14 protein-coding genes are annotated in these 15,742 nt (G+C 60.1%); 8 read left to right on the top strand and 6 right to left on the bottom strand.

Annotated elements, in window-relative coordinates; translation table 11 throughout:
- Positions 1-48 precede the first annotated feature (48 nt).
- Positions 49-1,335, top strand: coding sequence for a cation diffusion facilitator family transporter (locus tag AOG28_RS01455; protein WP_054555075.1), 1,287 nt, complete (start codon positions 49-51; stop codon positions 1,333-1,335).
- Between the two features lie 171 nt (positions 1,336-1,506).
- Complete coding sequence (locus tag AOG28_RS01460) at positions 1,507-1,809, top strand: hypothetical protein (protein WP_054555076.1); 303 nt, start codon at positions 1,507-1,509, stop codon at positions 1,807-1,809.
- A gap of 36 nt (positions 1,810-1,845) precedes the next feature.
- On the opposite strand, the gene AOG28_RS18805 is transcribed toward AOG28_RS01460, so the two are convergent.
- Positions 1,846-2,307: a pilin gene (locus AOG28_RS18805; protein WP_082388131.1), complete on the bottom strand. Its 462-nt coding sequence runs from the start codon at positions 2,305-2,307 to the stop codon at positions 1,846-1,848.
- Between the two features lie 572 nt (positions 2,308-2,879).
- Between AOG28_RS18805 and pilB the strand changes: the two genes are divergently transcribed.
- From pilB to yacG, 5 genes are all read left to right on the top strand, one after another.
- Positions 2,880-4,616 carry a type IV-A pilus assembly ATPase PilB gene (gene pilB / locus AOG28_RS01465; RefSeq protein WP_054555077.1) on the top strand — a complete coding sequence of 579 codons (1,737 nt, stop codon included), beginning with the start codon at positions 2,880-2,882 and terminating at the stop codon, positions 4,614-4,616.
- A gap of 177 nt (positions 4,617-4,793) precedes the next feature.
- Positions 4,794-6,032: a type II secretion system F family protein gene (locus tag AOG28_RS01470; RefSeq protein ID WP_054555078.1), complete on the top strand. Its 1,239-nt coding sequence runs from the start codon at positions 4,794-4,796 to the stop codon at positions 6,030-6,032.
- A 91-nt stretch (positions 6,033-6,123) separates the two neighbouring features.
- Positions 6,124-6,984: a prepilin peptidase gene (locus AOG28_RS01475; RefSeq protein WP_054555079.1), complete on the top strand. Its 861-nt coding sequence runs from the start codon at positions 6,124-6,126 to the stop codon at positions 6,982-6,984.
- Positions 6,981-7,631, top strand: a complete 651-nt coding sequence (gene coaE, locus AOG28_RS01480; protein WP_054555080.1) for a dephospho-CoA kinase — start codon at positions 6,981-6,983, stop codon at positions 7,629-7,631. The genes AOG28_RS01475 and coaE overlap by 4 nt, the downstream gene beginning before the upstream one ends.
- On the top strand, positions 7,624-7,869 hold the full coding sequence (yacG, locus tag AOG28_RS01485) for a DNA gyrase inhibitor YacG (RefSeq protein ID WP_043332481.1): 246 nt from the start codon (positions 7,624-7,626) through the stop codon (positions 7,867-7,869). Before coaE ends, yacG begins: the two co-directional genes overlap by 8 nt.
- 131 nt (positions 7,870-8,000) lie before the next feature.
- Here the strand turns inward: yacG and AOG28_RS01490 are convergent, their stop codons facing one another.
- The 4 genes from AOG28_RS01490 to AOG28_RS01505 form a co-directional block, all read right to left on the bottom strand.
- Positions 8,001-8,954, bottom strand: a complete 954-nt coding sequence (locus tag AOG28_RS01490; protein WP_043332483.1) for a Nudix family hydrolase — start codon at positions 8,952-8,954, stop codon at positions 8,001-8,003.
- A gap of 107 nt (positions 8,955-9,061) precedes the next feature.
- Positions 9,062-10,285, bottom strand: a complete 1,224-nt coding sequence (argJ, locus tag AOG28_RS01495) for a bifunctional glutamate N-acetyltransferase/amino-acid acetyltransferase ArgJ (RefSeq protein WP_054555081.1) — start codon at positions 10,283-10,285, stop codon at positions 9,062-9,064.
- Between the two features lie 89 nt (positions 10,286-10,374).
- Positions 10,375-13,137, bottom strand: coding sequence for a preprotein translocase subunit SecA (gene secA, locus AOG28_RS01500; RefSeq protein ID WP_054555082.1), 2,763 nt, complete (start codon positions 13,135-13,137; stop codon positions 10,375-10,377).
- A 175-nt stretch (positions 13,138-13,312) separates the two neighbouring features.
- The gene (locus tag AOG28_RS01505; protein ID WP_054555083.1) at positions 13,313-13,693 is read right to left on the bottom strand and encodes a hypothetical protein; all 381 of its coding nucleotides are present in this window, start codon (positions 13,691-13,693) and stop codon (positions 13,313-13,315) included.
- Between the two features lie 62 nt (positions 13,694-13,755).
- On the opposite strand from AOG28_RS01505, the gene AOG28_RS01510 reads away from it, so the two are divergent.
- Positions 13,756-14,235, top strand: coding sequence for a DUF721 domain-containing protein (locus tag AOG28_RS01510; protein ID WP_054555084.1), 480 nt, complete (start codon positions 13,756-13,758; stop codon positions 14,233-14,235).
- Between the two features lie 216 nt (positions 14,236-14,451).
- On the opposite strand, the gene lpxC is transcribed toward AOG28_RS01510, so the two are convergent.
- Positions 14,452-15,363: a UDP-3-O-acyl-N-acetylglucosamine deacetylase gene (gene lpxC / locus AOG28_RS01515; protein WP_054555085.1), complete on the bottom strand. Its 912-nt coding sequence runs from the start codon at positions 15,361-15,363 to the stop codon at positions 14,452-14,454.
- Positions 15,364-15,742 lie beyond the last annotated feature (379 nt).

A 15,742-nucleotide genomic window follows, 5' to 3' on the forward strand; every position in this document is an offset into this window, starting at 1 on the left:
GGCGCTGACTTCATGACGCACCCGACTCCCCTTTGAGCGAGCCTTCCCATGCCTCAATCGTCACCCGCAGATGCTGCCAGCACGGCAAACGCCAAGCGTGAAGCACAGCGCATCACCTTGATCGGCGCGGCGCTGGATGGCGTGCTGGGTGTCGCGAAGCTTGTCATCGGCAAGCTGGTCGGCTCGCAGGCACTGATCGCCGATGGCATCCACTCCCTGTCAGACCTGGTGACGGATGCCTTCGTGTTGGTGGCGACTCACTACGGCCGCCAGGCGCCGGATCGCTCACATCCGTGGGGGCATGAGCGCATCGAGACGCTCGGCACCCTGGTGCTCGGCAGTCTGCTGCTGGCCGTGGCGGGCGCCATTGGCTGGGAAGGCATTTTGCGCAGCTGGGAGCTGATGTTCGGCTCACTGACCATCCCGCTACCCGGCGCGCTGGGCATCGGCATCGCGATCATCTCGCTGCTCGGCAAGGAAGGTATCTTTCGCGCCACACTGAAGGTCGCGCGCAGGCAGAAATCCAAGCTGCTGGAAGCCAATGCCTGGCACTCGCGCAGTGATGCGCTCTCCACCGTGGCGGTGCTGATAGGCCTGATCGGTACCCAGCTGGGAGCCAGCTGGCTGGATGGCATCGCGGCGGTCGTCGTTGGCGTGATGGTGGGCAAGATCGGCGCCTCATTGGCCTGGGAGGCCTCACGCGAACTGATCGACACCGCCCTGCCACGTGAACAACAACACGCCATGCGTGAGTGCTTGCTGTCACTGCCCGAGGTGCGTGGCGCACATGACTTGCGCAGCCGCACGCTAGCCGGCCGTATCGTGCTGGAAGTCCACCTGCTGGTCGCGCCACGCATCAGCGTCTCGGAAGGCCATGCCATCGGTCATCATGCAGTGGCTCGCCTCAAGGCCGAATTCCCCCAGCTCAGTGATGTGCTCTATCACATCGATCCTGAAGACGACTCGCATCTCGGCCAGGCTAGCCTGGCGCAGCCCACGCGGCAGCAGCCCCTGCCCCTACGCAGCGATATCATCGCCACACTCGATGAATGCTGGCAGCAGTCCCCCCTCTGGCAGGCGCGCAGCGGCCTTACACTGCATTACGTCAACCATGCCACCGCGTCTACTGATACCGATGCGTCAGCCCCGCATGTGGATATCCTGCTGGAGTTGCCGGGTTGTGCTACGCAAGCCGCCTCAGAAACAGCTCAGCAATGTAACCACGACGCCGACTCGCGCAACGCATCAATCGCCGAGATGGAACGCCTTGCAGCGGGTCTTGAGTGGTTTGGCCAGTTGGAGATCGGTGTGATGTCACATATCCACCAGCGCTGACGTGTGGGTTACACTGCAGGCAAAGGCAGGCATGGCATCCTGAACTTCAGAGACAGGCTTGAGTTGATCCCTCATCGTTCAAAAGCGTTCAAAGGCGTTCCAGGCATCGTCATCTAGACCAGAATTCACGCTGAACTCAAAGACAGACATCCACCAGACAAGGAGCACACCATGAGCAACGCATCCGGCGAAATGAACAAGACACGCATCATCAGTGAGCTGAAAGGCTTCATCCGCAAGCTGCTGCAAGACCCGAAGATTCTCGAGCAGTCACTGGTCGTGGCGCGAGCGCGCCTCAAAGAAGGGGCAGAACAAGGAAAGAATGAGCAAGCTGTGCTGGCCATCATCGCCAACGAGATTTCTGACACTACCAGTATCCATATCCCGGAAGACCCGGCAGAACACTCCGATGCAGACAAGCTGTTCCTGGAGCTGCTTAAGGATGTGGTGGAAGAGGAAGAAGCACTTTATTGAGCACAATAAAAAACCGCCCCAAAGGGCGGTTTTTTATTAGCGACAGGCCTGTGGGAGATATTCAGACGGGATATCCGAAGAAGAGCATGTCCACTTATAAGAACCTTTATCAGCATTAGATAATGTCATGACGAGTGACTTTTCTGAAAGACCACTGGCAACACCGCTAGCGGCCATTTTTGCGGTAATAGTACAACCACCAGTTGCAGCTGCAGTACCAGCTGTAGTTACTGACTGCACATATTTACCAGTAATATCGCCAGCTGCAGCAATTCCTTTCACAGCTGCGTCTGCATTAGCTGGACATGTAGAGTCTTGAGCAAAAATTTCACTAACTGAAGTTTTCAACCCAGCAGATAATGTGACAGCTTCACTAACTTGTGAGCGCGCTACATAATCCTGATAACGCGGAATAGCGATCGCCGCCAGGATACCGATAATCGCCACAACGATCATCAGCTCGATCAATGTAAAACCAGCTTGTTGCTTGCGTGTCATGGTGTGACTCCCTTGCATTTGCGTAGTGAGATCAGGTCGTACGTCCTGAAACCCCGGTTACCTTCCCTGACCAGCAGGATGTTACAGAAGAATGTCAGTGTGGGCGTTTGATTCTAATATCCCCAACAACATCTTCGTCAGCATAACATCTTGATATCACGGGGTGTCGACCGGACGGGACGAGTGATACCACAGCCACAGTTCAGGTGCCATTGCCATGTCGCAAGACGCTTGCTTGGCGGCGCTGACGGCTGCTTGTTTGTTACAATAGATTACACTCGGTGACATTGCAAGCAACGAACACAAAAACTTTGTGATCGAGACTCAGGCGCCCTTCAACGTTACTCCCAACCCAGCAGCTTTTGGCTAGCTCCCTCCACAAACTCTATTCCCTTCTCATGACTCGAATGCGCCATTCCTAGCACTGGGCAATCCAGCTACACTCTTCTGCAAGACGATGTTTGTAATACGATGGCTTACCGCACCAGAGTTCGCGCACAGCGCATCAGTGCCTGCTTCACGTTTAAAGCAGTCAAAGTAGCCCCATCGGCAACTGCAACAGGAAGAGTGTCATGCCCCAGTCAGAACACACGCTAAAAGGATTTGCCGCTCGACTGGTCGACTCTGGCCTGCTCGAACCACAGGCAGCACAGCTGGCTGAACAGGAAGCCAATGAGGCAGGGGGAAGCCTGTTGCTGCATATCATCGCGCACGGCCTGGTACCGGCACGTGACGCGACATTGGCGGCGGCCTGGGAATATGGCCTGCCGTATGTAGATCTCGATGCCGTTCGCACCGACTCGCTGCCTTCCATTGATGAGCTGCCCGAAAAGGTGCTGCGTAAGCTGGGGGTATTGCCACTCTATCGCCGTGAGCATCGCTTGACCGTGGGCGTGCCCTCCCCCTCGACGCTCACGCATCTTGATGAACTGCAATTTGCCACGGGCTTGTCGATCGAGAGTGTCTTGGTCGCCGCCGACCAGCTGACGCCGGCATTGGAGCAGTACCTGGAAGCCGGCGAAGAAAGCGCCATGGACATGCTGAGCGAAGATGGCGAAGCGCTTGATGGGCTGGATTTCGAAGGCGAAGAAGATAACAACAACGATCTGGCCATTACAGCCAGCAGTGATGATGCGCCAGTCGTGCGCTTTGTTCACAAGGTACTGCTGGATGCCATCAAGCGTGGTGCCTCGGATATCCACTTCGAGCCCTACGAATCCACCTATCGCATCCGTTTTCGTATCGATGGCATGTTGGTCGAGAATACCCGCCCGCCCTTCAATATGCGCAATCGGATCTCGGCACGCCTGAAGGTCATGTCGCGCATGGATATTTCTGAGCGCCGTTTACCGCAGGACGGCGCGATCAAACTGCGCCTTTCCAAGTCACGCTCCATCGATTTCCGCGTCAACACACTGCCCACCGTGTACGGCGAGAAACTGGTGCTGCGTATCCTGGACCCCAGCTCAGCCAAGATGGGCATCGAGGCGCTAGGCTTCGAACCTGAACAGCGCGCCATGTTCGAGAAGACGCTGGATCAGCCACAGGGCATGATTCTGGTCACTGGGCCTACCGGTAGTGGCAAGACCGTGACGCTCTACACCGGCCTGAATATCCTCAATACACCGGAGCGCAATATCTCGACGGCGGAAGACCCGGTCGAGCTCAAGGTAGAAGGCGTCAACCAGGTCAACGTGCTGCCCAAGATCGGCCTGGACTTCGCCTCGGCCCTGCGCGCCTTCCTGCGCCAGGATCCCGATGTGGTAATGGTGGGGGAGATTCGTGACAAGGAAACCGCCGAGATTGCCGTCAAGGCGGCACAGACCGGTCACCTGGTACTTTCTACCTTGCACACCAATTCAGCGCCCGAGACACTGACGCGCCTGAGCAACATGGGGATTGCCCCCTTCAACATCGCGAGTTCCGTCTCGTTGATTATCGCTCAGCGTCTTGCTCGCCGCCTGTGCACCCACTGCCGTCAGCCCGCGGAAATTCCGCCCGAGGCGATGGCCTCGATGGGCTTCAGTGAAGACAATGGCTTCAGCGCAGCAGAACTCGAGGCGGCGACAATTTTCCGCCCCGTCGGTTGCAGTCAGTGCACGCTGGGTTACAAGGGGCGCGTCGGCATCTATGAAGTCATGCCGATCTCGGATGAGATGAGCCGCTTGATCATGCGTGAGGGCACCGCCATCGAGCTGGCAGACCAGGCGCGCAAGGAAGGGCTTTCAGACCTGAGGCGTAGTGGCTTGCGCAAGGTGATGTCTGGCATGACCTCGCTGGAAGAAGTCAATCGCATCACCAAGGACTGAGTCGCTGCTGGCAAACCTAGCATGTGATAGTCATCCATGCTGGCTGACAGCGATCAATACGACAGATAGCTGACTTTTGCTCAGTCATCAGGCACATTGAAGACAAGATGACCCAGGCATTGATCATGGCTCGACCTTCAATGCCTGCTCCCCATTTATCAGGGAACGATAACTGACATGGCAACTCCCAGAACTGCCAAGAAAGACAAGAAAAAAGCGGGCATTGAAACTTGGCAATGGTCGGGCAAGAACTCGCGCGGTGAAAACGTCAAGGGCGAGCTGATGTCGGCCAACGTCGATCAGGTCAAGAACACGCTGGTCAGCCAGGGGATCGTGCTCAAGCACCTGCGCAAGAAGTCCTCCCTGTTTGGCGGCAGCAAGAAGGTCAGTGGCAAGGATGTCACCATGTTCGCCCGTCAGATGGCGACCATGATCCGTGCTGGCGTACCGGTACTTCAGGCATTTGGCATCGTGGCTGAAAGCATGAAGAGTCCAGGCATGCGTCATCTGGTCGAAGACATGATGAATCAGGTCGGAGCAGGTGCCAGCTTTTCGGAAGCCTTGCGTAAACACCCCCAGCATTTTGATAACCTGTTTGCCAATCTGGTTGAAGCCGGCGAACAAGCTGGCGCCCTGGACAAGATGCTCGACCGTGTCGCGACTTATAAAGAAAAAATTGATTCACTCAAGGCGCGCGTCAAGAAAGCCCTTTATTACCCTATCGCCGTGATCGGTGTCGGGATAGGGGTAACAGCGATCCTGTTGATCAAGGTAGTTCCGCAATTTGAAAGCCTATTCCAGGGCTTCGGCGCAGAGCTGCCAGCATTTACTCAGCTGACGATCACCTTGTCCGAGTATGCGCAGAATTATTGGTATGTTGCGCTAGGCGCGATAATCCTGACCGTCGTTCTTATTGCGCAGGCAATCAAGCGCTCTGAGAAGTTTGCCTACGCCAGCCACCGCTTCATGCTCAAGGTGCCTGTTCTCGGCGATATTCTGGATAAATCGTCTGTCGCTCGCTATTCACGCACATTGGCTACGACCTTCCAGGCAGGTGTTCCATTGGTAGAGTCACTTGATACTGCCGCCGGCGCCTCAGGCAACAAGGTATACGAGCGCGCCATTGCCCAGATCAAGGAAGATGTCTCTACTGGCCAGCAGCTGAACTTTGCCATGCGCAATACCCAGTTATTCCCGACACTGGCAGTACAGATGGTGGCGATTGGCGAAGAATCCGGCTCACTGGATGCCATGCTCAACAAGGTTGCGGATTTCTACGAAGAAGATGTCGACAACAAGGTAGATGCGCTGACCTCATTGCTGGAGCCCTTGATCATCGTGGTGCTAGGCACCCTGGTGGGCGGGCTTGTGGTCTCGATGTATCTTCCCATCTTCGAGCTGGGCAACGCGATCTAGAACGCCGCCAGTATCTCGAAAGAAGCTTTCATGCCAAGCGGCCGCGCCACCAAAAGGACGCGGCCGTGTCATTTACTGACAAGGAAGACTCGTGGACTCATTCGCCCAACTCTCCCCCACACTGCAGGCCTGCCTGGCCGGTATATTCGGTTTGCTGGTCGGCAGCTTTCTGAATGTCGTCATCACTCGCCTGCCCGTGATGATGATGCGCCAATGGCGCGCCGAGGCCCGCGAGGCATTGGAGCTGGAAGCCGAAGATACACCGCGCTTCAATCTGCTGGTGCCCGCATCACGCTGCCCGGGCTGTGACACGCCGATCAAGTGGCACGACAACCTCCCCATCCTCGGTTGGCTGAAACGCCGTGGCCGCTGCGCCAGCTGCAATACGCGCATCAGCGCGCAGTACCCGCTGGTGGAGCTGGCCGGAGGCGCGCTCGGCGCTTCCATCGCGTTGATCTACGGCCTGGAGGCACAGAGCCTGTGGATCTTCGGCGCCTGTCTGACCCTGCTGGTGCTGTCAGTCATCGACTTCCGCACCCAGCTGCTGCCTGACGCCATCACCCTGCCACTGCTGTGGGCAGGCCTCGCCTATCAGTTGCTGTTCCAGCCTCTGATGCTGCCCAGCGCTGTCATCGGTGCGATGGCGGGCTATCTGGTGCTGTGGAGCTTCTACTGGCTATTCAAGCTGGTCACCGGCAAGGAAGGCATGGGCTACGGTGACTTCAAGCTGCTCGCCGCTCTCGGTGCCTGGCTCGGCTGGCAGTGGTTGCCGCTGTTGCTGATTCTGTCGGCTGGTCTCGGGGCCGTTCTGGGCATCCTGCTGCAACTGCTGGTACCGCGTCTGCGCGGCGCACCGATGCCCTTCGGACCTTACCTGGCGGTTGCCGGCTGGATCGCTCTGCTGTTTGGCACGCCCTTGATGAGCCTCTACTTGAGCGTGATCGGCGCATGACGACGTCCTCTCCAACCCACGGCCCCATCATCGGTGTCACCGGCGGCATCGGCAGCGGCAAATCGAGCGTCGCGCGGCTGTTCGGCGAGCTGGGCATCCAGTGGGTGGATGCCGATGATGTCTCGCGCGAGATCGTGCGCCCCGGCGAGACCGCACTGGCCGAGATCATCGCCCACTTCGGCGAGTCAATCGTCACGGCGCAGGGCGAGCTTGATCGCGCCGCGCTGCGCGAGCGGATCTTTGCTGCCCCCGAGGAGCGCCAATGGCTGGAGCGCTGCACCCATCCGCGTATCCGGGAGCGGATCGTGCAGCACCTGGCGGCCATGACCAGTCCCTATCGCCTGCTAGTCTCTCCGCTATTGTTCGAGTCCGGTCAGGACAACCTCGTCTCACGCACCCTGGTGGTGGATGTCAGCCAGGATGTCCAGCTGGCGCGCACGCTGAGCCGCGATGGTGTCAGCGAGGCGCAGGTACGCGCCATCCTCGCGGCCCAGCTGCCACGCGAGACACGACTGGCCAAGGCCGACGATGTCATCGACAATGACGGAAGCCAGGCGCATCTTCGTGAACAGGTAGTGGCCATGGATGCCTACTATCGATCACTGAGCGCCCCCCATACACCGTTTCAGGACACCCCTCATGTCTGATGCCACCGCTTCCCACAATGGCAAGACACCATTGACCGTCGCTTGCCCGCAATGCCGTACCGACGTGGTATGGAGTGCCGCCAGCGAATTTCGTCCCTTCTGCAGCAAGCGCTGCCAACTGCTCGATCTTGGCGCCTGGGCTGACGAATCCCACAGCATCGCCGGTGAGCCCGCCATGGATGAGACCAGCATCGACGAGATGGTGGCGCGCATGGAGCGCGACATGCATCAGCAGTAGCGCTCGAGAGAGCCCTGCTGGTTCAGACCGATACAAAGCTCGACACTCAAGGTGCTGGGCATAAAAAAGACCCTCGAGGCTAGCCTCGAGGGTCTTTTGTCGTTCAGGCAACTGCCATCAACGCGCGATCATCATTTCCAGAAATCACGGATCGATGCGATCCCCTGGGCACCTACGGCGCGTGCGTGATCGCTGTCATAGCGGGACATGCCACCCAGCGCATAGACCGGCATGCACGCCTGCTCGACCAGCCCCTGGAAGTCATGCCAGCCCAGCGGCGGACGCTCCGGATGCGACGGCGTCACACGCAGCGGCGACAGTGACACGAAGTCACACGCCACACGACCGGCCTGGTCCAGCTGCTGCTGATCATGGGTGGAGGCAGACAGCCACTTGTTGGCGGCAATCGGACGCTCGCCCTTTTCCGCCAGCTCCGCCAGACGCACGCTGGTCAGGTGGATACCATCCGCATCGACCTTGCCGAGCATGGACGGTTCAGCGTTGAGCAGCAGACGAGCACCACGCGCATGACAGATCGCCAGCGCCTTCTCGGCACGCGCGATATAGGCCGCCTCATCCAGCTCCTTGGCGCGCAGCTGGACCAGACGCACCCCGTCCTCATCCAGCGCACGCGTCAGACGCGTCTCGAAGACGTCCTCATCGGCCTCTTCCGGCGTGATCAGGTACTCGCGCGGCAGCGAGACCGCCCGCAGAATCGGCAGATTCGCCGCCGGGAAGGCGTACTTGTAGAGATCCTCGATCTCGACCCAGCGCACTGCCTGCCCTTCACGACCAAAGGGCTCGCCAGTGAACTGACGCGTTTCCCACACATCCAGCAGGATATGCTTGTCCGGGTATTCGTGATGAATACGGATCAGCGGCTGAGCACGAATGATCTCGATGCCCAGCTCTTCGCACAGCTCACGCTTGAGCGCTTCCAGACCGGTTTCGTAAGGCGCCAGCTTGCCACCCGGAAACTCCCACAAGCCGCCCTGATCCACCGTCGAGGGACGACGTGCAATCAGGACCTGGCCCTGTTCGTTTAAGATGGCGGCAGCCGCCACGTGAACCCTTCGCTTCGGCATGATGCCTGTACCTTTGACTCGCGTTGTACATCCGACTCCGCCTCGAGAGGCGAAGCCTGCGGGAGATATTGCATTACCGTTTCAGCGTAAGCCTCCGCCCTGGGGCGTCAGCTACGATAATCAGCGTTGATCGAGACGTAATCGTGGGACAGATCCGATGTCCAGATGCGAGCTTCCTGCTGTCCACGTCCCAGGCGGATGCCGATCACCAGCTCTTCCTCGGCCATGGCGGCACTGCCGGCGGCTTCGGTGTAGCTGTCGGCACGACCGCCCTGTTCGACGATGGTGACGCCATTGAGCGTGATCGCGACACCCGTGACGTCCAGCTCTTCCAGCGGCGCACGTCCGACGGCCGCCAGAATGCGCCCCCAGTTGGCGTCGCTGGCATAGAGCGCTGTCTTGACCAGCGGCGAGTGTGCGACGGTAAAGCCGACGGCACGCGCCTCTTCCTGTGAACGCGCCTCGCTGACCTCGATGGTGACGAACTTGGTCGCCCCCTCGCCATCACGAATGATGGCCTGAGCCAGCTCGAGCATGACCTCCGCCAGGGCGGCCTCGAACGCGATCAGGTCTTCACCCTCGACACGCCCGGCCTGCCCCGTGACAGCCAACATGCAGGCGTCATTGGTGGAAGTATCGGAATCGACGGTGATGCTGTTGAAGCTCTTGACCACCACCCGGCGCAGCATGGCATCGAGCGCCGCCTGATCGATGGCGAGATCAGCATCGGTGGCCACGAAGCCCAGCATGGTCGCCATGTTCGGGCAGATCATGCCGGAGCCCTTGGAGACACCCGCCAGCGTCACGCTCTCGCCATTGCTCAGCGCAAGCGTCCGCCAGCTGCCCTTGGGCCGAGTATCAGTGGTCATGATGCCATGCGCCGCGGCAGACCAGTCGCCCTCGCCCAGGTTGGCAAAGGCTGTCGGCAGCGCCGCCGTCAGGCGATCCATCGGCAGCGGTTCACCGATCACGCCGGTCGAGAACGGCAGCACTGCCTTTGCATCACAGCCGGCGATCTCCGCCAAGGCCTGACAGGTCGCGCGAGCATCGGTCATGCCCTGCTCGCCAGTTCCCGCATTGGCATTGCCGGTGTTGATCACCAGATAACGCGGCCCTTCGACGCCTGCCGTGAGGTGCTCACGTGCGACATGGACCGGTGCCGCGCAGAAGGCGTTGCGGGTAAAAGTGCCTGCAAGACGCGACCCTGCCTCGAGGGCCATGATCACCAGATCACGACGACCCGGCTTCTTGATACCGGCTTCAGCAACCCCGATCTGAAAGCCGGCAATCGCCGGCATGTCAGCGGGAAAAGTGGAAGGCCCTACCGCCATCGCTCACGTCTCCAATCATGGTGTTCTGTGACAACTGCCCCCTGCGAGCCGAATCGACGTGACGCGCAGGGAGGCTGTTTGGCGCAGTGTCAGCTCAGCTTGCCGTGGCACTGCTTGTATTTCTTGCCGGAACCGCACGGGCACGGGTCGTTGCGGCCGACCTTGGGCACATCGCGACGCATCGGCTCGCCATCGCCCTGGGCCTGAGGCTGCGCGCCGTACTGTGCCTCGACGACCTCTTCGGCCGCCTGGACACCGTCTTCACTGACCGCATCTTCATCGACACGGCGCGTTTCGGCGCTGGCCTGCTCACGCTCGAGGTTGGCACGACGCTCTTCTTCCAGCGTGTCGACCTCTTCCTGGCGACGCACCTGCACGTGGCTGAGAATGCGCACCACGTCGGACTTGATGTTGACCAGCAGCGTCTGGAACTGCTCGAACGCTTCGCGCTTGTATTCCTGCTTCGGATTCTTCTGGGCATAGCCGCGCAGGTGGATACCGCGACGCAGGTTGTCCATCGCCTGCAGGTGCTCCTTCCAGCGCGTGTCCAGCACCTGAAGCATGACCTGCTTCTCGAAGCGGCGCATCAGCTCAGGGCCAACGGCCTCGACCTTGTCGGCATAAAGCGCTTCATGGGCGGCCTGCAGACGTTCACGCAGCGTTTCCTCATGGAAGTGCTCGTCCTCTTCCGCCCACTGCACCAGCGGCAGGTCGAGGTTGAAGTCGGTCTTGAGGTCGTTCTCGAGGCTCGGCAGGTCCCACTGTTCCGGCAGGCTCTGCGGCGGCACACGCAGGGAGATGGCGTCATCGAGCACTTCGCGACGGATGCCGGCGATGTTCTCGGCGATCTCGTCGGCTTCGAGGATGTCGTTGCGCTGCTCGTAGATCACGCTGCGCTGGTCGTTGGCGACATCATCGTACTCGAGCAGCTGCTTGCGCACGTCGAAGTTGCGACCCTCGACCTTCTTCTGCGCGCGCTCGACGGCATTGGAGACCATCTTGTGCTCGATGGCTTCGCCCTTCTCGAGCCCCAGCGCGCCCATCAGACGCTGAACACGGTCAGAGCCGAACAGGCGCATCAGACTATCTTCCAGCGACAGGAAGAAGCGCGTGGAGCCCGGGTCACCCTGGCGACCGGCACGCCCGCGCAGCTGGTTGTCAATACGGCGTGATTCGTGACGCTCGGAGCCGATCACGTGCAGACCGCCCGCCGCCAGCACGGCTTCGTGACGCTCCTGCCAGCCATGCTTGATCTCGTTGATCTGCTCTTCGGTCGGCGCTTCCAGCTCGGCAAGCTCGGCTTCCCAGTTGCCGCCCAGCATGATGTCGGTACCACGACCGGCCATGTTGGTCGCGATGGTCACGGCGCCCGGACGACCCGCCTGGGCGATGATGGCGGCCTCGCTGACGTGCTGCTTGGCGTTCAGGACGTGATGCTTGACGCCCGCCTTGTGCATCATCTGTGACAGCAGCTCGGAGGTCTCGACCGAGGCGGTACCCACCAGCACTGGACGCCCTTCCGCAACCTTCTCGCGGGCATCCTCGATGATGGCGTTGAACTTCTCTTCCGCGGTCAGATAGACCAGATCATTCATGTCCTTGCGCGCGATGGGCTTGTTGGTCGGGATGACCATCACGTCGAGGTTGTAGATCTGACGGAATTCGAAGGCCTCGGTATCGGCCGTACCGGTCATGCCGGACAGCTTGTCGTAGAGACGGAAGTAATTCTGGAAGGTCGTGGATGCCAGCGTCTGGCTTTCCTTCTGGATGGCAACGCCTTCCTTGGCCTCGACCGCCTGGTGCAGGCCTTCAGACCAGCGACGACCGACCATGGTACGCCCGGTGTGCTCATCGACGATGACCACTTCACCGTTGTTGACGATGTAATCCACGTCACGCACGAACAGGTTCTGGGCACGCAGCGCAGAGTGCACGTGGTGCAGCAGGCTCAGGTTCTGGGCCGCATACAGGGAATCCTCTTCCCCGAGCAGCTCCTGGGCACGCAGCAGCGCCTCGACCTTCTGGTGACCGAACTCGGTCAGTTCGACCTGCTTCTGCTTCTCATCGAGGGTGAAATCGCCGCTTTCCGGATCTTCCTCATCGCTGCACTGCTCGAGCTCGCGCGCCATGCGATCGATGATCTTGTAGAGGTCGGTATTCTCTTCCACCGGACCGGAGATGATCAGCGGCGTGCGCGCCTCATCGATCAGGATGGAGTCGACCTCATCGATGATGGCGAAGTGCAGCTTGCGCTGGACCTTGTCTTCCAGCGAGAAGGCCATGTTGTCGCGCAGGTAATCGAAACCGTATTCGTTGTTGGTGCCGTAGGTGATATCGGCCTGATAGGCGGCGCGCTTGTCTTCATTGGGCTGGCCGGAGTAGATGACACCGACACTCAGGCCGAGGAATTCATACAGCGGACGCATCCAGTTGGCATCACGGGTGGCCAGATAGTCGTTGACCGTCACCACGTGGACGCCTTCGCCAGTCAGTGCGTTCAGGTAGACCGCCAGCGTCCCCACCAGCGTCTTGCCCTCACCGGTCTTCATCTCGGCGATGCGACCTTCGTGCAGCGCCATGCCGCCGACCATCTGGGTATCGAAGTGACGCATGCCCATGATGCGCTTGCTGGCCTCACGCACGGTCGCGAAGGCTTCCGGCAACAGCTTGTCGAGGCTTTCCCCTTGCGCGAGACGCTCGCGGAATTCCGCGGTCTTGGCTGTCAGCGCCTCATCGGAGAGCGGCTCAAGCTCGCTCTCGAGCGCATTGATCGCGTTGACCCGCTTGCGCAGGCGCTTCACTTCGCGATCATTCTTGGAACCCACTACCTTGGTCAGGAATTTACCCAGCATATTCTGTCCTTGTACGTGACCCGGGGTCGGGTCACGCCTTCACATATCATGACACTCAAGCGCTGCCGCCAAACGCGATGACAGGGCAGCTCGATGTGGCCCGGGGCCCATCAGGCATTACGCTCGAAAGAGAAAACGAACCTCATCATCCACGGCGCGGACGATGAACGGGGTGTCAGGACAGAAGGGGCGGCGCACGCGGCGCGATGGCATTGACGAGGCCACGCAGCAGGACGCGTGTGCAGGAAACGAAGGAGCGCTGACGCGGGAGGTTGGGACTGGCCTGGGGCGCACGACGCACCCGCTTGCGCAGGCAGCGCAGCCCCTGACGGCGACTCTCGGCACGAATCACCGCGGGTGCCAGCAACTGGATGCTGGCCAGCGTCAGATTGACGCGCTCGACCTGCGCCGCGCTCAGTCCAGCGGGGAACAGACAGCTGAGCAGCAGGCCTGCCAGCAGCCAGCGCGGCGCCGTGCGTACCGACCAGCGACGCGAAGCGCCGCTACCGGAATCCGGTAACGCACGAGGGCGTGCTGTGGCATCGACAGGGCTCATGCTGTTGCCGGACTCCCGCTCATGATAGATTGCCGGAAATCACTGAACCGGCATGCAAGCCCATGAGTATAAAGGCTAAGCGTTTCCGCGCCCAGCCCGCGGCGCGCCTGTTGAACGGCAAGGGGCAACTTGGCAGCGTCATGCGCCAGGCGCGCATGCTCGAGCAGGCCCAGCTGCACCTGCGTGCTGCACTGCCCAAGGACATGCAGGAACAGGTCTTCGTCGGCGGCTATCACGATGACACCTTGACGTTGATCACCAGCCGCGCCTCCTGGCTGACCTGGCTGCGCTATGAGCAGCGTCGCCTGATCAGTGTGCTGCGCGAGCTGCCAGAACTCGCCACCCTCGCCCGCCTGGCCTTCAAGGTCCGCCCGATCCGCCCGGCCTTCGTGCCCGCACGCCAACCACGCCACCTGCCAGAGGCCGCCGCGGAACATCTGCTGGATTGCGCCTCCCATACCCGGGACGAGCGTCTGCGCCTCGCCCTGGAGCGACTGGCGGCCCACGCATCGGATTCGAGCGACGACACCGAGACGCCCTGAGCCAACTCAAGCATTTCTTGTCTTGCATGCAAACAGCCGCGCCGCCCTTTTGGGCGGCGCGGCTGTTGTCGTTTCCATCTTCGGCTGGCTAAGGCCGGAGCAGTGCTGTCAGGCTGGACGGGCTAGGTCACAGTGTTCTGCTCGTACTGTCTCTCTGAGTACTTTTCTTCTGAAATACCTCGTCTTGCAGCTTTCGCAGATGTCATTGGCCTCGACTCAGACGGCAAGCGCCGGAGAGGCATAGGAAATCGGCATCGCATCGGAGTTCTCGAAGGTGACGATCTCGTAGCTGTCGGCATTTTCCAGCAGCGCGCGGCACAGCATGTTGTTGAGGCCATGGCCGGACTTGTAGCCACGGAACTCACCGATGATGCTGTGGCCCAGCTGATAGAGGTCACCGATGGCGTCCAGCACCTTGTGCTTGACGAACTCATCATCGTAACGCAGGCCTTCATCGTTGAGGATGCGATAGTCATCGACGACGATGGCGTTATCGAGGCTTCCGCCCAGCGCGAGGTTCTGGGAGCGCAGGAACTCGAGATCACGCATGAAACCGAAGGTACGCGCACGAGACACTTCCTTGACGAAGGAGGTGGTAGAGAAGTCGACCGTGGTGGTCTGCTTCTGCTGCTCGAACACCGGGTGATCGAAGTCGATGGCGAAGGACACCTTGAAGCCGTTGTGCGGCAGGAAGGTCGCGACCTTGTCACCATCACGCACTTCGATCTCGCGCTTGATGCGAATGAACTTCTTGAGCGACGACTGCTCCTGGATACCAGCGGACTGGATCAGGAAGACGAACGGACCGGCGCTGCCGTCCATGATCGGCACTTCCGGCGCGGACAGCTCGACGAAGCAGTTGTCGATGCCCAGGCCTGCGAAGGCGGACATCAGGTGCTCGACGGTCGTCACCTTGGCTTCACCGTTGGAGACGGCGGTGCACATGGTGGTGTCACGGACGCTCATCGCATCGGCACGGATATGAGCCTGCGGCTCGAGATCGGTGCGGATGAAGACGATGCCGGTGTTGACCGGAGCGGGACGCAGCGTCAGGTAAACCTTGTCACCTGAGTGCAGACCAACGCCTGTGGCGCGGATCGTATTCTGGAGTGTTTTTTGTCGAATCATAGGGAGATAGCCAGTCAGCCTGAATTTGGAAACAGTGTTCATGATAACAGCAATGCAGGAATTCAACAAATTGTCACCTGCCGCTGTTAGGGAAATTCAACATTGCCTTTCGAGCACCATTGAGGCTGACCCGCGCGCCTGCTGGCCTCGTGCTGAGTATGAACACGCAATCACCAAACAGTTCTCACTCGCACTGCCATAAAACGATAATCAATGTGCAAGACAGCTTGAAGTCCTCCCTTCCCTACGCGCCCACGGCACTGGCGGATGCACCCGTGACGCACAGGCAGCGCCCCGCGCCGGCGGCGAAAGCCCCTTTTGTCTGCCCCGGAAACGACTTCACCCACCCGGGAAGCCCCGGATGGGTGAAGTCAGACTC

The sequence above is a fragment of the Cobetia sp. UCD-24C genome, assembly GCF_001306765.1.
GTDB classification, from domain to species: domain Bacteria; phylum Pseudomonadota; class Gammaproteobacteria; order Pseudomonadales; family Halomonadaceae; genus Cobetia; species Cobetia amphilecti.